Source organism: Alistipes sp. An116 (assembly GCF_002161005.1).
Taxonomy (GTDB): Bacteria; Bacteroidota; Bacteroidia; order Bacteroidales; family Rikenellaceae; genus Alistipes; species Alistipes megaguti.
This window is the reverse complement of the sequence record NZ_NFLR01000022.1, coordinates 1-18,237: the sequence shown is the minus strand read 5'-3', so window position 1 is coordinate 18,237 and position 18,237 is coordinate 1. Positions and strand designations below refer to the sequence as shown.

At 62.1% G+C, this 18,237-nt stretch carries 13 protein-coding genes and 1 pseudogene; 11 read left to right on the top strand and 3 right to left on the bottom strand.

Translation table 11 applies throughout. The features are described 5' to 3' along the window. Positions 1-155 precede the first annotated feature (155 nt). The 5 genes from cysK (at position 156) to B5E60_RS11715 (ending at position 5,590) form a co-directional block, all read left to right on the top strand. Positions 156-1,115 (top strand): cysteine synthase A, encoded by a 960-nt coding sequence (gene cysK / locus B5E60_RS11735; RefSeq protein ID WP_087311846.1) that lies wholly within the window; start codon positions 156-158, stop codon positions 1,113-1,115. Beyond that, positions 1,112-2,128 carry a serine O-acetyltransferase gene (locus tag B5E60_RS11730; protein WP_143260747.1) on the top strand — a complete coding sequence of 339 codons (1,017 nt, stop codon included), beginning with the start codon at positions 1,112-1,114 and terminating at the stop codon, positions 2,126-2,128. Before cysK ends, B5E60_RS11730 begins: the two co-directional genes overlap by 4 nt. 278 nt (positions 2,129-2,406) lie before the next feature. Beyond that, on the top strand, positions 2,407-3,609 hold the full coding sequence (locus B5E60_RS11725) for an MFS transporter (protein ID WP_087311844.1): 1,203 nt from the start codon (positions 2,407-2,409) through the stop codon (positions 3,607-3,609). Positions 3,610-4,115: 506 nt separating this feature from the next. Beyond that, a complete protein-coding gene (locus B5E60_RS11720) occupies positions 4,116-4,880 on the top strand; it encodes a hypothetical protein (protein WP_087311842.1) in 765 nt (254 codons plus the stop codon). A 197-nt stretch (positions 4,881-5,077) separates the two neighbouring features. Next, positions 5,078-5,590 carry a PaaI family thioesterase gene (locus tag B5E60_RS11715; RefSeq protein WP_087311840.1) on the top strand — a complete coding sequence of 171 codons (513 nt, stop codon included), beginning with the start codon at positions 5,078-5,080 and terminating at the stop codon, positions 5,588-5,590. Positions 5,591-5,892: 302 nt separating this feature from the next. Here B5E60_RS11715 and B5E60_RS11710 read toward each other — a convergent pair whose 3' ends face one another. Together B5E60_RS11710 and B5E60_RS11705 are read right to left on the bottom strand one after the other, a co-directional pair. Then, the gene (locus tag B5E60_RS11710) at positions 5,893-7,395 is read right to left on the bottom strand and encodes a potassium/proton antiporter (protein WP_087311838.1); all 1,503 of its coding nucleotides are present in this window, start codon (positions 7,393-7,395) and stop codon (positions 5,893-5,895) included. 181 nt (positions 7,396-7,576) lie between these two features. After that, the gene (locus tag B5E60_RS11705; protein ID WP_087311836.1) at positions 7,577-8,386 is read right to left on the bottom strand and encodes an energy transducer TonB family protein; all 810 of its coding nucleotides are present in this window, start codon (positions 8,384-8,386) and stop codon (positions 7,577-7,579) included. 110 nt (positions 8,387-8,496) lie between these two features. Here B5E60_RS11705 and B5E60_RS11700 point away from each other — a divergent pair, with 110 nt between their 5' ends. From B5E60_RS11700 to B5E60_RS11675, 6 genes are all read left to right on the top strand, one after another. After that, complete coding sequence (locus B5E60_RS11700) at positions 8,497-9,888, top strand: bifunctional UDP-3-O-[3-hydroxymyristoyl] N-acetylglucosamine deacetylase/3-hydroxyacyl-ACP dehydratase (RefSeq protein ID WP_087311834.1); 1,392 nt, start codon at positions 8,497-8,499, stop codon at positions 9,886-9,888. A 10-nt stretch (positions 9,889-9,898) separates the two neighbouring features. Further along, positions 9,899-10,690 carry an acyl-ACP--UDP-N-acetylglucosamine O-acyltransferase gene (gene lpxA / locus B5E60_RS11695; protein ID WP_087311832.1) on the top strand — a complete coding sequence of 264 codons (792 nt, stop codon included), beginning with the start codon at positions 9,899-9,901 and terminating at the stop codon, positions 10,688-10,690. A gap of 134 nt (positions 10,691-10,824) precedes the next feature. Next, positions 10,825-11,292, top strand: coding sequence for a ribosome assembly cofactor RimP (gene rimP, locus B5E60_RS11690; RefSeq protein ID WP_087311830.1), 468 nt, complete (start codon positions 10,825-10,827; stop codon positions 11,290-11,292). 404 nt (positions 11,293-11,696) lie between these two features. Beyond that, positions 11,697-12,926, top strand: a complete 1,230-nt coding sequence (gene nusA / locus B5E60_RS11685; protein ID WP_087311828.1) for a transcription termination factor NusA — start codon at positions 11,697-11,699, stop codon at positions 12,924-12,926. Between the two features lie 31 nt (positions 12,927-12,957). Continuing rightward, the gene (gene infB, locus B5E60_RS11680) at positions 12,958-15,945 is read left to right on the top strand and encodes a translation initiation factor IF-2 (RefSeq protein ID WP_087311826.1); all 2,988 of its coding nucleotides are present in this window, start codon (positions 12,958-12,960) and stop codon (positions 15,943-15,945) included. 99 nt (positions 15,946-16,044) lie between these two features. Then, positions 16,045-17,364: an acetyl-CoA hydrolase/transferase family protein gene (locus tag B5E60_RS11675; protein WP_087311824.1), complete on the top strand. Its 1,320-nt coding sequence runs from the start codon at positions 16,045-16,047 to the stop codon at positions 17,362-17,364. 292 nt (positions 17,365-17,656) lie between these two features. On the opposite strand, the pseudogene B5E60_RS13965 reads toward B5E60_RS11675, so the two are convergent. Beyond that, positions 17,657-18,237 (bottom strand): annotated as a pseudogene (locus B5E60_RS13965) (M23 family peptidase); the annotation flags it as partial.

Here is an 18,237-nt window from a genome sequence, read left to right as displayed (position 1 = left end):
CGTTGCCGCCGCATCGTGCCTGCTGCCGCGCGGAGGCCGGGACCTCAAAGCGTCTGAAAACCGCATTTCCCAAACAAACATTCAATTCACCCATACGAACGGGGGCAGCAGGAGTTGACTGCAGCCCCCGTTTTCGTATCCAAACCCGAAAAAAGATGGAAACAATCGCAAACTCCGTACTGGAACTCATCGGCCGCACACCGCTGGTCGAACTGCAGCGCCTCGGCCGCCGGACAGACGCCGCGGCCCGCATCGTGGCCAAAGTCGAATCGCGCAACCCCGCAGGGAGCGTCAAGGACCGCGTGGCGCTGGCCATGGTCGAGGAGGCCGAGGCGCGCGGCGAACTGCATCCCGGCGCCACGATCATCGAACCCACGAGCGGAAATACCGGCGTCGGGCTGGCGTTGGTGTGCGCCCTGAAGGGCTACCGGCTCATCCTGACCATGCCCGAGACAATGAGCATCGAACGGCGGCGCCTCGTGGCGGCCTACGGCGCACGCGTGGAGCTGACGCCCGGTGCCGAAGGGATGGCCGGGGCCATTGCCCGGGCCCGGGCGCTACAGGCCGGGATCCCGGGGTCGGTGATCCTCCAGCAGTTCGAGAATCCGGCCAACCCCGAACGCCACTACCGCACGACGGGCGACGAAATCTGGCGCGACACCGACGGACGGGTCGATCTCTTCGTGGCAGGGGTCGGGACCGGCGGCACGGTGAGCGGCACGGGCCGCCGCCTCAAGGAGCTGAATTCGGCGGTGGAGATCGTCGGCGTGGAGCCCGCCGCGTCGCCCGTGCTGTCGGGCGGGCAGCCGGGGCCCCACCGCATTCAGGGCATCGGGGCGGGATTCGTCCCGGCGAACTTCGACCCGACGGTCGTCGACCGCATCCTCCGCGTCGACGATGCACAGGCCATCGCCGCGGCACGGATGCTGGCCCGATGCGAGGGGCTGCTGGCCGGCATTTCGTCGGGGGCCGCCCTCTGGGCCGCGCTGCATCTGGCCCGTCAGGAGGCGCTGCGCGGCAAGACGATCGTCGTCCTGCTACCCGACACCGGCGAACGCTACCTCTCGACCGCCCTCTACGATTTCGACAACTTCAAGGCCGACCTCCAGTTATGAGAATCACCCCCGCTACCCCACAGCCGCAGCGTCCCGCGGGCGCTGCGGCCCCGGCCGGGCTCTCCGACCGGCAGCTGCGGCAACTGGCCGCACGCCTCACGGCGCACGATCCGCACATTCCCGTCCTGGCGGCCGCCGGGATCGACCCCACGGCGCTGGAGCGCATCGTCGAAGGGTTCCGCTCGGTGGTCTTCACCGGGTATTTCGACCGGCGGCCCCCCGAGGTGCAGCTCACCGAGCTGGCCGGGCACCTCACCCGGCAGTGCGCCCGGGCCTTCGCCGTCTTCCACGGCCGCACCCCGGGCAACGACATCCCCGACGCCTCCGCCCCATTCGAATCCACCCCGGGAGAAGGTGCGGATGCGATGCCGCGCGCGAGCGACGCCGCCACGTCCGACACAGCGGCCGAACGGTTCGGCGCGGAGACGGCCCGCCGGCTGCTCGAAATGCTGCCCGAACTGCGCCACCGGCTGGGGACCGACGTGCGGGCGGTCTGCGACGGCGATCCGGCGGCGTCGGGCTGCGAAGAGGTGATTCTCTGCTACCCGGCGCTGGTGGCCATGACCCACTACCGGCTGGCCCATGCGCTGTGGGAGTCCGGGGTTCCGATCCTGCCGCGGATGATCACCGAACGGGCCCACTCGATGACGGGAATCGACATCCACCCCGGAGCCGTGATCGGCGATTCGTTCAGCATCGACCACGGCACGGGCGTCGTCATCGGCGAAACCTGCATCATCGGCAGCCACGTACGACTCTACCAGGGGGTGACGCTCGGCGCCAAGAGTTTCAAGTTCGACGACGAGGGGCACATCCTGCGCGAGGCACGCCACCCGATTCTCGAGGACCGTGTGGTGGTCTACTCCAACTCGTCGATTCTCGGGCGCGTGCGCATCGGCCACGACTCAGTCATCGGCGGCAACGTCTGGCAAACCACCGATCTGGCCCCTCACTCGCGGGTCATCCAGGGACGGGCCACGATCTCGACCTTCGAGAACGGCGGCGGGATCTGACGACGGGCGGCAACGGACAGCGACAGGAGAACGGCAGGAGAACGGCAGCAACGGCAAAATCCGGCCTCCGCGGAAGCCCCGACCGACCCGAAAATGCGTTTTTCTCCCCGGCGGCGGATCAACCTGCGCTCAAAATCACTACCTTTGCGGCCCGGACCGATCCGTCGCCGACGGGTAAGGCCGCGGCATACCGGCATCCGTCCCTTCTTCGCCCGGCATGCCCTTACGCCGCCCCGCTACCCGCAACGATGCACCCGCCCCGCAAAATCTGACAAGCGATGAACGAAAGTGAGAATCGAACGGCACGCCCCGTTCTCTGGAACAGCAACTACGTGAAGGTATGGATCGCCAACTTCATGCTCTTCTTCGCATTCTATCTGCTGGCGCCGCTGCTGCCGCTCTACCTGCGCGACACCTTCTCGGCCGGCAAGGCCATGATCGGCATCGTACTGAGCGGATACACCCTCACGGCCCTATGTGTCAGACCATTCAGCGGCTTCGTGGTTGACACCTTCCCCCGCAAGAAGGTACTTCTGATCTGCTACTTCTGCTTTGCGCTCTTCTTCGCCGGGTACTTCATCACCGGATCGCTCGTCCTGTTCGCCGCCATCCGCACGCTGCACGGCGCACCGTTCGGCGCCACAACCGTCGCCAGCAGCACCATGGCCGTCGACGTGCTCCACCCCGAACGCCGCTCCGAAGGTATCGGCTACTACGGCCTGAGCAACAACATCGCCATGGCCATCGGACCCTCGATGGGCCTCTACATCTACCACACGATCCACAACTTCGAACTGCTCTTCACCCTCTCGCTGGTGATCGCCTTCGCGGGACTCGCCATCGACTCGACGATCCACTGCCGCGAACGACAGCCGATCCGCCGCGAAAGCAAGGTCTCGCTCGACCGTTTCGTCCTGCTCAAGGGGTGGAGCGAAGGGATCTGCATCACCGCCTTCGCCTTCTCGTTCGGCGTCATCTCGACCTATATCGCCATCTACAGCCAGGAGGTGCTGCACATCACCTCGGGATCGGGCACCTTCTTCATGCTGCTGGCCGTGGGACTGATCCTCTCACGGCTGGTCGGAAGCCGCTCGCTGCGCGAGGGGAAGATCGTCCAGAATGCCTCGGCCGGCATGCTGATGTCGATGTGCGGCTATCTGGTCTTCACGGCCGTGCCGAACCTCTACGGCTACTACGCCGCCGCCCTGATGATCGGCCTCGGAAACGGCCACATGTATCCGGCCATGCAGACCATGTTCATCAACCTGGCCCCGCACGAACGCCGCGGTACGGCCAATTCGACGATCCTCACCTCGTGGGACCTCGGCGTCGGGATCGGCATCATCGGCGGCGGCAGCGTCGCCGAACACCTGGGCGGCTACGGGGCGGCCTTCTGGCTGGCCTTTGCCGTCAATGTCGTGGGCGTACTCTTCTTCTTCGCCTACGCCCGCCGCAGCTTCCTGCGCAACCGCCTCCGCTGACCCTCCGCTGACCCTCCGCTGACCCTCCCCCGGACCGGACAGAGACCGGACAGAGACCGGACAGCCCCGCCACAAAAGGTCATTTTGATAAATTATCGCACCTTTTGAACCCTTTCCCCGCTGTTGGTGGTGCCGTCGTTCCCGGTCTTTGCCGGTCTACCGAACGGATTGAACGACGGTTGGCACCTTACCGATGCGGACTCGCTCTGCGGAATCGGTATCACGCAGGTAGACAAAATCCAAGGGGGGGGGAAGGAAAATTTTCCGACACCCCGCACCCCGTCCGGTAATCCGGTCGTAGTTGCCGTCATCGACGGCGGATTCGACTTCTCGCACCCCGATCTGCGCGACCGCGTGTGGACCCACCCCGGCGAGATCCCCGACAACGGGCGTTACCGCCGCCCTGCACATCGTGGCCACACGCCCCTCGATGGCCCGTCGCGAGGCGCCGTGGACAACGGCGCCTGGGTCATCAACATGAGCTTCGGCAAATACCTCTCCGCGAAGTGGCACGCGCCATCCGCTACGCCGCCCGGCGGGACGTGCTGGGCGAACACTTCGAATTTGTCGGTGAGCCCGAATTTGTCTACGGCAAGGGCAAGCTGACGTCCCCCCCCGTCCAGCTGAAGTTCCTCAAGAAGGAGGAGGGCAAGGACAAGATCGTACTGAAGGTCGATCCGTCGGCCGTCCAGTATGTAGCGGGCGATCCGGACGAGTGCACCATCACGATCGTCGGTTCGGACTACTTCAAGATCGAAGGTACGTGGTATGTCGACCAGCAGCCGACCGACAAGGAGGCGATGAAAGGTTACCGGTACTTCAGCGACGATGCCTTCACGGGATTCCCGGCAGCCACTGAGGCCGACACCTTCACCTTCGATACGGAGAAGAACGTGCTGACCACCTCGCTGCAGTCCGATCTGAAGAACTTCTTCGGTGAGACCTGTAACAGGGTCCCTGCGGACAAGGAGTGCTCTGACAGAGACATCTCTGATCGAACGATCGAATACCAACTTCTGCTGATCGATCCGGACAACTGCAACCGCGACTTCTCGGCCACGTCGACCGGCGCCGACAAGAATGCCTACATCGGCATACGCCTGGGCAAGGAGCAGGACACCAATGAAGACATACTGGAGCTCTACCTGTTGGACTACCAGTCGACCTCGTTCCTCGCCTTCCTCACAGCGTATTACAGGTACAACGATACACGCCCCGTGGTCACTACGTCCGGCGTTTACAGGCTCTTCTATCCGAAGAAACAGAAGTAGCCGAAAGCCAGGGACAAAATCCGACGAGGGGCGGTGATCAGCGGATCGCCGTCCCTTTGTTTGTGCCCCGAAAGGTCTTCCGAAAAGGTGTTCCGAAAGGGGACAATCTGCTCCAATCTGGCCACAACAGACCGTCGCAATGTCCCGCGAACCGAATTTATGCGTATCTTTGTCGGAAGAGAAAAATCTGCTGAGACATGAAACGCATCATCAATCCCTGGCGCGGCATGGAGGGGTACCGCTGCTACGGTTGCGACCCTCACAGCCCCGAGGGGCTTCGCATGGAGTTCTACGAAGACGGCGAGGAGATCGTCAGCCTCTGGCACCCGCGCCCCGAATTCCAGGGGTGGGTCGACACGCTGCACGGCGGAATCCAGGCCACGCTGGCCGACGAGATCAGCAGCTGGGTGGTCTTCCGCAAGTTCCAGACCAGCGGCGTAACCACCCGCATGGAGGTGCGCTACCACCGCCCGATCCACACCTCGGATGACCACATTGTGCTGCGGGCCCGCGTCGAGGAGCAGCGCCGCAATCTGGTGCGCATCGCCGTGCGCATCACCGACAGCGAGGGGCGTCTCTGCACCGAGGCCACGTGCGTCTACTTCCTCTTCCCGAAGGAGAAGGCCCGCGAGGAGTTCCACTTCTGCGACTGCGGGGTCGAGGAGGGCGATTTCGACCCCCTGAACGCCCACTCCGAGGCCGGGAAATAGGCGTTACGGCAAGTTCCCGGGCCGGTGCAGCCAGAGGTCCCGGAACCGGGCGAAATACGCTCCGAAACAGCTCAGAACACCTCCGGCCGGCACAAACCGACTTCCGACGACAAGCAAACACGACGGAAAAGGCCGGATCTCCCGATTGACGGGGGATCCGGCCTTTTCATGTGCCGAACGGAGCGGAAGCCACGGGAAGCCGTGGGAAGCCGTGGGGGCGTATGGGGAACCCGGAGAGCCTCGAACATCCCGAAGCCTCGGGAACATCCCGAAACCCTCGGGAGCCCGGCCCCGGAAGGGCGTCAACCGACTTTCATCACGTTGTCGATACCCAGATTCTTGTAGGTGTCGGCCAACTCCTCCTCGCTACGGTCGGAGATCACCAGCAGCTTGTCGCCCACCATCAGTTCGGTATTCCCGCGCGGGACGAAATATTCGCCGTTGCGGCAGACCATCATCACCAGCGTATTCTCGGGCAGCGAGATATCCTTGAGCGTATGGCCCGCTTCGAGCATGCCGGCGTTGACCTCCACTTCGGTCAGCGCCGACTTCATGTCGTCGTGGTGCATCTCGACGTTGAAGGCCGATTCACGCTCATCGAAGGCCAGCCCCAGCAGGTTGGCCATGCCGCTGACGGTCGTGCCCTGGATGACGAGCGAAAGGATCGTCGAGAGGAAGACGACGTTGAAGAGCAACTCGGCATGCTCGATGCCGGCCATCATCGGATAGGTGGCGAAGAGAATCGGCACCGCACCGCGCAGCCCGACCCACGAGATGTACCACCGGGCCCGGGTCGAGAAGTTGCGGAAGGGCAGCAGGCAGGCGAAGACCGACACCGGACGCGCCACCACGATCATGAACAGACCGACGGCGCCGCCCAGCATCAGCACCTCGGGACGCAGCAGTTCGTCGCTGTTGACGAAGAGGCCGAGGGTGAGGAACATGACGATCTGCATGAGCCACGTGAAACCGTCGAAGAAGACCGTAAGCGGCCGTTTCTGGGCGATCTTGTGGTTGCCGACGACCAAACCCGCCAGGTAGACGGCCAGATAGCCGTTGCCCTTGATCAGGTCGGTAAAGGCAAAGGCGAAGAAGATAAAGGCCAGCAGCAGCACCGAATAGAGCGAATGGTTGACCAGATTGATCTTGTTGAGGGTCCAGACCGCCAGCCGTCCGATCAGATAGCCCGACAGGGCGCCCACAACCAGCTGCACAACCAGATAGACAAGCCCCATGCCGAAGCCGACGTTGCCATCCGAGGAGTTGCTCAGCACGCTGATCAGCAGCACCGTCAGCATGTAGGCCATCGGGTCGTTCGAGCCGCTTTCGAGCTCCAACAGCGGGCGCAGGTGCTGTTTGAGGCCCTGTTTCTTGCTTCGCAGGATGGAGAAGACCGAGGCCGAGTCGGTCGACGATATCGTGGAGGCCAACAGCAGCGCCATCGGGAACGACATCTCGAATCCCATCCACGGCGCCACGAGCCAGACAAATCCGGCCAGCACCGCAGCCGTCAACACCACGCCGACCGTCGCCAGCACAATACCCGGTCCGAGAACGGGACGTATCTCCTCGAAGGAGGTGTCCATACCGCCGGTGAAGAGGATGATACAGAGCGCGATCATACCGATGAACTGCGTCATCTCGACCGAGCGGAACGAGATGAAGTGCAGTCCGAACAGCATGCCGACCCCCAGAAAGAGCAGCAGAGCCGGAGCTCCGAAACGATAGGCCACCTTGCCGGCCATCACCGCCACGAAAAGCAGCAGGGCACCTACCAATACGAAATTTTCACTTGTTATTACCATAGATATCTGATTATCATACAATTGTCACAAATTCAAGACCAATTCCGGGCAGCATCGCGGGGCTGCATGCCGGAACCGCTGCGGCCGGCCGGGGACCACTCCGCCTGCCGGCCCGGCCCCCTGTCGCAGTCGGCCCGGCCCCCTGTCGCAGTCGGCCCGGCCCCCTGTCGCAGTCGGCCGCTTACTGCGGGATGAAGATGTAGGTGATCGTCCCGCTCTGGCGGGCCGGTGCCGAGGAGTCGATGTTGAAGAGCGACACGCGGGCCGCCTCAATCGCCGCCTGACGCATGCACTCGTCACCCCCCTCGCGAATGCGGGCCGCCGTGACCTCGCCGGCCCGGTTCACCGTAATCTCGACAATCACCTCACCGCCCTCCTCGCAGCGGTAGGCCGGAATCTCCAGCCAGCGCGACGTCCGCACAGGGTTGGTCAGCGAAAACGAAACCGTCACCCGCCCCTTGACGCGCACGTCGCGATGCTCCGACTCGCCACCCTGTCCGCGGCGCTGGCGGATGGCCCGCTCCTCGGCCAACCCCTCCTCATAGGCTTCGCGGTTGGCCCGCATGCGGGCTTCGGCCCCGGCCGCCGCCTCGTTCAACTCGGCGGCATTCGTCCCGCGGTCGTCGCGCAGCTCCTCGTTGAGGGCATTCTCATTCGACGTGCGGTTGCGGATGCTGCGCCAGTCGACGGGATCCTGATCCTGCTCCTGCCGCTCACGCACCTCACGCTCCAGACGGTCGCGCTCCTGCTCCAGTTCGGCCAGCGTCTGCAGGTCGACATACATGCCCTGCTGGCTGGCCCGGCGTCCGATGACGATCTTCGATGACACGAAGACGATCATCAGCACCAGATAGGCGATCAGCGTCACACACAATCCCACCCGATGATCGTAGACCCACGTTCCGGCATCTTCGCGACGGTTGTCGAACGGGAGCTTCAGACGCGGACGCCGCGGCGCCTTCGGGGGTATCACCTGTGGATTTTCACTCATGGTTGCCGCACGGAATTTCGGACAAAGATAAGGCTTTTTTCCAAAAATTTTATACCTTTGGGCGCACAAATATATACGCTACTCCGCTTATGTCAACCAAACAATAAACTATGTCAACCAAACAACAAACCCTGAAAGCTCCGATTTCGTTCTCGGGGAAGGGTCTTCATACGGGTGTCCGCGTGAATATGACCATCAACCCCGCCGAGGCCAACACCGGCATCGTCTTCCGACGGATCGACATCGAGGGCCAACCCATAATCCCGGCACTGTGCGACCATGTGGTCGACACCTCGCGCGGCACGACCATCGAATTCGGCGGGCACCGCGTCCATACCATCGAACACGTCATGTCGGCCCTCTGGACGCTGGGCGTCGACAACGCCATCATCGACATCGACGCCGAAGAGACCCCGATCCTCGACGGCTCGGCCGCAGCCTACGCCAAGGCCATCACCGAAACCGGCCTGGTCGACCAGCAGGCCGAACGTTCGTTCTACCACGTCACCGAAAAGATGGTCTACACCATCCCCGAAAAGGGCGTGGCCATCATCCTCTATCCCGACGATGAGTTCGCCGTCTCGGTGCACGTCGATTACAACTCGAAGGTCATCGGGAACCAGTACGCCACGTTCGTTCCCGGCGACGACTACGCCGAGAAGATCGCACCCTGCCGCACGTTCGTCTTCCTGCACGAGATCGAACCCCTGATGAAGATGAACCTCATCAAGGGCGGCGATCTGGACAACGCCATCGTCGTGGTCGAGAATCCCGTCCCCGACGAACAGCTCGAACACCTCAAGAAGATCTTCAACAAACCCGACATCGAGATCAAGTCGGGCTATCTGAGCAACCTCGAACTGCGCTGCAGCAACGAACTGGCCCGCCACAAGCTGCTCGACCTGCTGGGCGACTTCGCGCTGCTGGGCGTGCGCATCAAGGGCCGCGTATGGGCCACCCGCCCCGGGCACTTCGCCAACACGGAGTTCATGAAGCAGCTCAAACACACCATCCGCAAGGCCGGCGAAAAGCCCCGCTTCACCTACGACTGCCGCAAACCGGCGCTCTACGACATCAACGACATCCGCCGCATGCTGCCCCATCGTCCGCCGTTCCTGCTCGTCGACCGCATCTTCTACTGCGACAAGACCGACGTGGCCGGCATCAAGAACGTCACGATGAACGAACCCTTCTTCGTCGGACACTTCCCCAACGAACCCGTCATGCCGGGCGTGCTGATCGTCGAGGCCATGGCCCAGTGCAGCGGCATTCTGGTCCTCAACTCGGTGCCCGACCCGGAGAACTACTCGACCTACTTCATGAAGATCGACAGCGTGAAGTTCAAGCACAAGGTCGTGCCGGGCGATACGCTCCAATTCGAAATCCACCTGCTGGAACCCATCCGCCGCGGCGTGGCCGTCGTCGAGGGCAAGGCCTTCGTCGGCGAGAAACTTGCCTGCGAAGCCGTGATGATGGCCCAGGTCGTCAAGAACAAGAAGTAATCGCAATGTTATGATAAGCAATCTGGCCTACATTCACCCCGATGCCAAAATCGGGAACAACGTTACGGTGGAACCCTTCGCCTGCATCGCCGGCGACGTCGTCATCGGCGACGACTGCTGGATCGGTCCCGGCGCCGTGATCCACGACGGAGCCCGCATCGGCAAGGGCTGCCGAATCCACACCGCCGCCTCGATCTCGTGCCTGCCCCAGGACCTCAAGTTCAAGGGCGAGGCCACGACGGCCGAAATCGGCGACTACAACGATATCCGCGAGTGTGTCACCATCAGCCGCGGAACCGCCTCGACGGGAACCACGCGCGTGGGTTCGCACAACCTGCTGATGGCCTACGTCCACGTGGCCCACGACTGCGTGGTGGGTGACCACTGCGTCATCGCCAACCGCGTCTCGCTGGCCGGCGAGGTCCATATCGGCGACTGGGTGGTCATCGGCGGCCATGCCGCCATCCACCAGTGGGTGCACATCGGCGCCCACTCGATGGTCCAGGGCGGCGCGCTGTTGGGTCAGGACCTGCCCCCCTACATCATCGTACGCAACGACACGCTGCGTTTCGCCGGCATCAACAAGGTGGGACTCTCGCGCCGCGGATTCACGCCCGAGCGCATCGGCGAGATCCACGACGCCTGCCGCATCCTCTTCCAAAGCGGGCTGAACTACATGGCCGGTTGCGAGGAGGTCGAGCGGCAGATTCCGCAGAGCCCCGAACGCGACCATCTGCTGCAATTCATCCGCGAATCGAAGCGAGGCATCATCAAACCCTACGCTTCGAAGATTGACAACTGATTTTTCACGCTTTTCGCCAACAAAATATTGGTATATCGGAAATATATTACTATATTTGCCGTGTCGAAAGACCGAGAACGCAGCGATAAGGGGACTATATGTCCCCTTATTTCGTGGTTGAACTTACCCGAAACATGATGGATATTCAGAAAATCACGGCCATAGCCGAACGCAAACTCGAAGGTACGGACCTCTTTGTCGTCGACTGTACCTGCAATCCCGCCAACGAGGTCGAACTGACCATCGACAGCGACACGTCGGTCGGAATCGACGCCTGTGCCGAACTGAGCCGCGCTATCGAGGCCGAGCTCGACCGCGACGCCGAAGACTTCTCGCTGACGGTCATGTCGGCCGGTATCGGCTCCGAACTGCGCTCGCTGCGCCAGTACCGCAAGCTGGTGGGCAGTTCGGTGGAGGTGCTGCTGACAAGCGGCATCAAGCTGCTGGCCCGGCTGGACGAGGTCACAGACGAGGGCATCACCCTCTCCTATGAGGAGAAGCAGGCCGTCGAGGGCAAGAAACGCAAGCATCTCGTCAAGGTAAGCCGCACCTACCCCTTCTCCGAAATCAAGTACACGAAGGAGTGGCTTGACTTCAAATAGCGGGGGGGGGTAAGAGCCGAGCGAGCGAGAGAGCGAGAGAAGAGAAAGAGAAGAAGAGGGAGGGAAGAAGAGAGGAGGAGGAGGAAGAAGAGAAGCAAGCGAGAAGGGGCATAGCAAGTGCCGGGGCCGCGTAACGAAAAAGGACCGGGGCCGCACAACATAAAAAGACCGGGGCCGCATAACGAAAAAGGGGCCGGGGCCGCGTAACGAAAAAGAGCCGGGCCACGTAACGAAAAAGGAGCCGGGGCCGCATAACAAGATAAAAGGGACCGGGGTCGCATAATATAAGGTTTGGGCAGGCGCCGGGCCGTACAACAAACAAGCAATGAGGCTCCGGAAACGTGCCGGGCTGCAAAACAATAGAGACGAAAAAAATCAAAATCGAAAAACAAGATAAACAACCCATGGACAATCTCAATCTTATCAGCAACTTTGCCGAATTCAAGGAGCTGAAGAACATCGACAAGTCGACGATGATCGGCGTGTTGGAGGACGTCTTCCGCCACGCGTTGCAGAAACAGTACGAGACGGATGAGAACTTCGACGTGATCATCAACCCCGAAAAGGGCGACCTGGAGATCTGGCGTAACCGGACCGTCGTCGAGGATGGAGCCGTCGAAAACCCCAATACGCAGATCGCCGTCTCGGAGGTCAAGGCCATCGACCCCACCTACGAAATCGGTGACGAATATGCCGACGAGATCAAACTCTCGTCGTTCGGCCGCCGCACGGTGCTCTCGCTGCGCCAAAACCTCGCCTCGCGCATCCTCGAACTCGAAAAGGCCAGCCTCTATGAAAAATATTCGGAGAAGGTCGGCGAGATCATCACCGGCGAGGTCTACCAGGTCTGGAAGAAGGAGGTGCTGATCCTCGACGACGAGGAGAACGAACTCATCCTGCCGAAAGCCGAGCAGATCCCCAACGACTTCTACCGCAAGGGCGATACGATCAAGGCCATCGTCAAGTCGGTGGAGATGAACAACAACCAGCCGCGGATCATCCTTTCGCGTACGGCCAACCAGTTCCTCGAGCGGCTGTTCGAGCAGGAGGTGCCCGAAATCTACGACGGTCTGATCACCATCAAGAAGATCGCCCGCATCCCGGGCGAACGCGCCAAGGTGGCCGTCGAATCCTACGACGAACGCATCGACCCGGTAGGCGCCTGCGTCGGCATGAAGGGTTCGCGCATCTACTCGATCGTCAAGGAGCTGCGCAACGAGAACATCGACGTGGTCAACTACACGGCTAACCCGCAGCTGATGATCCAGCGTTCGCTCAACCCCGCCAAGATCTCCTCGATCACCGTCGACGAGGAGAAGAAGACCGCTTCGGTCTACCTGAAGCCCGACCAGGTGTCGCTGGCCATCGGCAAGGGAGGTCTGAATATCCGTCTGTCGAAGATGCTCACGGGCTACGACATCGACGTCTACCGCGAAGTCGAGGAGGAGGATGTGGCCCTGACGGAGTTCGCCGACGAGATCGACGGCTGGATCATCGACGCCCTGAAGGCCGCCGGCTGCGATACGGCCAAGAGCGTACTGGAACTCCCCGTGGAGGAGATCGCCGCACGTGCCGACCTCGAACTGGAACAGGCACAGAAGGTCGTCGAGATTCTGAAGGCCGAATTCGAATAAATCATCAAGGAAGAAAGGAGAACAGGACAATATGGGTAATGAAAGAAAATTAAGACTCATTCAGGTTGCCAAGGAGTTCAAGGTCGGACTGAACACCATCACGGACTTCCTGCAAAAGAAGGGCATCAAGAGCGACGGGTCGCCCAACACGCTGGTCGACGCCGAGACCTATGCCGTTCTGGAGAAGGAGTTCGGCTCGAACCGCAGCGCCGTGAATGCCCGGGAATCGGTTCGTGAACGCATCGCGCAGAAGCAGACGACCATCACCCTCGAGGAGGCCCGCAAACAGGAGCGTGAAGAGGAGAAGGAGGTGGTCATCAAGAGCCACATGATCCACGTCAAGGACGAGATCCAGCAGCCGAAGTTCCTCGGCAAGATTGATCTCTCGGCCAAGCGTCCCACCGTGCAGACGCTGAACCAGACGGCCAAGGCCGCCGAGAGTGCCGTGGCCGAACAGCCCGAGACGCCGAAGGCCGAAACGCGTCCGACGACTCCGGCTCCCGAAAAGCCGGTCCAGCCGGCCGCACAGCCCGCTGCCGAGGCACCGAAACCCGCAGCACAGCCCGCACCCGCTCCGGCCGTAAAGAGCGAGCCGAAGAGCGAGCAGACGCCGAAGGCCGAAGCACATCCGACGACGCCGGCTGCCGAGAAGCCGGCACAACCCGCCGCACAACCCGCCGCCGAAGCGCCGACCCCCACGGTACAGCCCGCATCGGCATCGGCCGCACAACCGGCCAAAAGCGAGGAGGCTCCGAAACCCGAAGCTCCGAAGGACAATATCTTCCGTCCGGCCACGGTGACGCTGACCGGTCCGCAGGTGCTGGGGACGATGGACGTCTCGGGCTTCGTTCCGGGCGGCAAGCACAAGCGCAAACGCCTGCAGAAGGAGAAGGTCGACGTGAACCGTGCCCAGAAGAGCGGCGGTCAGGGCGGCCAGAACAACCGCGGCGGCCAGGGCGGTCAGAACAACCGCGGCGGTCAGGGCGGACAGAACAACCGCGGCGGCCAGGGCGGTCAGAACAATCGCGGCGGTCAGGGCGGCCAGAACAACCAGCCGCGTCCGGGCGAGGGACGTCGCAACAAGAACAAGAATACGCCGAAACCCGTCCTGCGTCCGGAAGTGAGCGACGAGGAGGTTTCGAAGCAGGTCAAGGATACGCTGGCCCGTCTGACGGCCAAGGGCGCCAAGAGCAAGAGCGCCAAATACCGTCGTGACAAGCGCGAAGCCGTGGCCGAGCGCATGAATGAGGAGGTACAGCGCGAAGAGAAGGAACGTTCGACGCTTAAGGTCACGGAATTCGTGACCGTGAACGAGCTGGCGACAATGATGAACGTCTCGCCCACGGAGGTCATCACGGCCTGCATGAACCTCGGACTGATGGTGTCGATCAACCAGCGTCTGGATGCCGAGGCACTGGTGGTTGTGGCCGAGGAGTTCGGCTTCAAGATCGAGTTCGTCTCGGCCGACATCCAGGAGGCCATCGCCGACGAGGAGGACAAGGAGGAGGATCTCGTTCCGCGTCCGCCCATCGTGACGGTCATGGGCCACGTCGACCACGGCAAGACGTCGCTGCTGGACAACATCCGCAAGACAAACGTCATCGAGGGCGAGGCCGGCGGTATCACGCAGCACATCGGTGCCTACAGCGTCGAACTCAACGGGCAGAAGATCACCTTCCTCGACACGCCGGGTCACGAGGCCTTCACGGCCATGCGTGCACGCGGTGCGGCCGTTACGGACGTGGCCATCATCATCGTGGCCGCCGACGACAACGTCATGCCGCAGACCATCGAGGCCATCAACCACGCCCAGGCGGCCGGAGTGCCGATGGTCTTCGCCATCAACAAGATCGACAAGCCCAACGCCAACCCCGACCACATCAAGGAGCAGCTGGCACAGATGAACTACCTCGTGGAATCGTGGGGCGGCAAATACCAGGATCAGGAGATTTCGGCCAAGAAGGGCATCAATCTGGACAAGCTGCTGGAGAAGGTGCTGCTCGAGGCCGAGATGCTCAACCTGCGTGCCAACCCCAACAAGAAGGCCGTCGGCACGGTGATCGAATCGACGCTGGACAAGGGCCGCGGCTATGTCTCGACGGTGCTGGTGCAGAACGGTACGCTGCACGTCGGCGACGTGATCCTCTCGGGAACCTACACGGGCCGTGTCAAGGCGATGTTCAACGAGAACGGCAAGAAGGTGCAGGAGGCCGGACCGTCGACCCCGGTACAGGTGCTGGGTCTGAACGGCGCCCCGCAGGCCGGTGACCTGTTCAACGTGATGGACGACGACCGCTCGGCCCGCGAAATCGCCAACAAGCGCGAACAGCTGCAGCGCATGCAGGGCATCATGACCCAGAAGCACGTCACGCTGGACGAGATCGGCCGCCGCATCGCCATCGGCTCGTTCAAGGAGCTGAACATCATCGTCAAGGGCGATGTGGACGGTTCGGTGGAGGCCATGTCGGGCTCGCTGATCAAGCTCTCGAAGGAGAGCGTGCAGGTGAACGTGATCCACGCCGCCGTGGGTCAGATCTCGGAGTCGGACGTCCTGCTGGCCGCCGCCTCGAACGCCATCATCGTGGGCTTCCAGGTGCGTCCTTCGGCCTCGGCCCGCAAACTGGCCGAAAAGGAGGAGATCGAAATCCGCCTCTACTCGATCATCTACGACGCGATCAACGATATCAAGGATGCCATCGAGGGCATGCTGGAACCGGTGATGAAGGAGGAGATCGTCGCCTCGGCCGAGGTGATGGAGATCTTCAAGATCTCGAAGGTCGGCACCGTTGCGGGCTGCGTAATCCGCGAAGGCAAGCTGCAGCGTACGACACCGATCCGCGTGATCCGCGACGGTATCGTCATCTACACCGGCAAACTGGGTTCGCTCAAACGCTTCAAGGACGACGTCAAGGAGGTCGGCGTAGGTCAGGACTGCGGTCTGAACATCGAATCCTACAACGACATCAAGGTCGGCGATATCGTCGAGGGATACGAGCAGGTCGAGGTAAAACGCAAATAACACGGCGGAGCTCCCGAGAGGCGTATTCCGGCCTGTCACAACAAGAAAAATACGACACACTAACTGTAAGTCAAACCACTTAGAAATTTTTTGGCAGAAATGACTAACCCTATCCATTTCACGACTCCCGAGGAGGCCGTCAAGGTCATCAAATCGGGCGATCACGTGCATCTGAGCTCGGTAGCTTCGGCCCCTCAGTGTCTGATCAACGCCATGTGCCGCCGCGGTGAGGCCGGCGAACTGAAAGACGTGCACATCCATCACCTGCACACCGAAGGTCCGGCACCCTATGCCGATCCGAAATTCGAGGGTATCTTCCAGCTCGATTCGTTCTTCGTGGGCTCGAACGTGCGCAAGGTGACCCAGAGCGGATATGCCGACTACATTCCGGTCTTCCTGAGCGAGACGCAGAAACTCTACCGCTGCGGCGCCGTACCGTGCAACGTGGCCATGATCCAGGTCTGCCCGCCGGACAAGCACGGGTATGTATCGCTCGGTACGTCGGTTGATGCAACGCTGGCCGCCGTCGAGTGCGCCGACCACGTCATCGCCGTGGTGAACAAGCACGTGCCGCGCGCCTTCGGCCAGGCCATGATCCCGATGTCGAAGATCGACACCTTCGTCGAGGACGACACGCCGCTGATCGAGGCCAAGTTCACGGAGCCCAACGAGGTCGAAACGGCCATCGGCAAGCACTGCGCCGCACTGATCGAGGACGGCGCCACGCTGCAGATGGGTATCGGGGCCATTCCGAACGCCGTGCTGAGCCAGCTGGGCAACCACAAGAATCTGGGTGTGCACACCGAAATGTTCGCCGACGGCGTACTGCCGCTGGTCAAGAAGGGCGTCATCAACGGTGAGGCCAAGAAGACCGATCCGGGCAAGATGGTTTCGACGTTCCTGATGGGTTCGCAGGCCGTCTACGACTTCATCGACGACAACCCGGGCGTGCTGATGATGGACGTCGGCTACACGAACGACCCCTACATCATCTCGCAGAACGACAACTTCGTGGCCATCAACTCGGCCCTGCAGATCGACCTCACGGGTCAGGTCAGCGCCGACTCGCTGGGTACGAAGTTCTGGTCGGGAGCGGGCGGTCAGATCGACTTCGTCTACGGCGCATCGCTGTCGAAGGGCGGAAAGGCCATCATCGCCATGCCTTCGATCACGAACAAGGGCGTCTCGAAGATCTGCCCGACGCTGCTCGACGGTGCCGGTGTCGTGACGTCGCGTTTCCACGTACACTGGGTCGTTACGGAGTACGGAGCCGTCGATCTCTACGGCAAGTCGATGCAGGAGCGTGCGCGTCTGCTGATCTCGATTGCCCACCCGTCGGCCCGCGAGGAGCTCGACCGTGCAGCCTTCGAGCGCTGGGGATCGCACCACCACTACATCAAGAGCTACATGGGCAAATAACCGGCCCACGGCCCTTTGCGAAAAAAAGCCTCTCCGGAATCGGAGAGGCTTTTTTTGCATGCAGAGATGCGCGGCAAGGGGGGGCTCATGGAACGCTCCTGAGCAGATCGGTCAGAACTGCGGGGAAAGGAGTCTGCCTTGGCGGCGAACCGGCCGGCCGCCACCCCACCGGAGGATGCCGGCCACCACCCCTGTCGGGCACTGACAGATGCCGACCCACCCAACGTTCCGGCCACTACCCGGGAATGCCAGCTATCAGCCGCTCGCCGCCCTACCGAACATGCGCGCCGCCCTACCGGACAAATGAACCGGAATGGCGGGCGGAATTTCCGCAGGCATCGCGGACCGTCAGTTCGTAGGTATGGCGACGATGGGCTGCAGGACGATCGAAGCGATGAACGAGGGTTCCCTTCATTGGGAAACGGTCGCAGGGGACCCAGTCGCCGTCGATAAGGAGCGTCCAGGAGGCGATGCCCGAGAAGTTGTCCGACGTGCGGAAACGCAGTTCGGCGGCCGAGGAGAGCGACGCGCCGTCGGTAAAGAGCGGACGGATGGTCGGGGGCAGCGTGTCGGCCACGACGAGCAGATCGCCTGTCGTGCGCGTGACGGCCGTCACGGCCCCATTCGAATAGGTTCCGCCAACGTGATAAAGACCACCCTTGCTGCCACGACCGGCCAGGACGGCATGCAGCCGCAGACGGGGCGGCACCTGGGTCCGGATGGTCACCAACGCCGGGCTGTAAAGGGGCGTCGAGGCCTCAAGAAAACGGTAGACGGGCGACAGGACGACGACTCCGGCGCGACTCTGCGGCTGATCGAGACGCCGGGGATGGACGAACAACGGTTCGTAGAGCGAACCCTTCTGGATACGGG

Bases quoted from the DNA above. Each gene is read 5' to 3' on its own strand.
- cysK (WP_087311846.1), top strand. From the start codon at position 156: ATGGAAACAATCGCAAACTCCGTACTGGAACTCATCGGCCGCACACCG.
- B5E60_RS11730 (WP_143260747.1), top strand. From the start codon at position 1,112: ATGAGAATCACCCCCGCTACCCCACAGCCGCAGCGTCCCGCGGGCGCT.
- B5E60_RS11725 (WP_087311844.1), top strand. From the start codon at position 2,407: ATGAACGAAAGTGAGAATCGAACGGCACGCCCCGTTCTCTGGAACAGC.
- B5E60_RS11715 (WP_087311840.1), top strand. From the start codon at position 5,078: ATGAAACGCATCATCAATCCCTGGCGCGGCATGGAGGGGTACCGCTGC.
- B5E60_RS11710 (WP_087311838.1), bottom strand. From the start codon at position 7,395: ATGGTAATAACAAGTGAAAATTTCGTATTGGTAGGTGCCCTGCTGCTT.
- B5E60_RS11705 (WP_087311836.1), bottom strand. From the start codon at position 8,386: ATGAGTGAAAATCCACAGGTGATACCCCCGAAGGCGCCGCGGCGTCCG.
- B5E60_RS11700 (WP_087311834.1), top strand. From the start codon at position 8,497: ATGTCAACCAAACAACAAACCCTGAAAGCTCCGATTTCGTTCTCGGGG.
- lpxA (WP_087311832.1), top strand. From the start codon at position 9,899: ATGATAAGCAATCTGGCCTACATTCACCCCGATGCCAAAATCGGGAAC.
- rimP (WP_087311830.1), top strand. From the start codon at position 10,825: ATGATGGATATTCAGAAAATCACGGCCATAGCCGAACGCAAACTCGAA.
- nusA (WP_087311828.1), top strand. From the start codon at position 11,697: ATGGACAATCTCAATCTTATCAGCAACTTTGCCGAATTCAAGGAGCTG.
- infB (WP_087311826.1), top strand. From the start codon at position 12,958: ATGGGTAATGAAAGAAAATTAAGACTCATTCAGGTTGCCAAGGAGTTC.
- B5E60_RS11675 (WP_087311824.1), top strand. From the start codon at position 16,045: ATGACTAACCCTATCCATTTCACGACTCCCGAGGAGGCCGTCAAGGTC.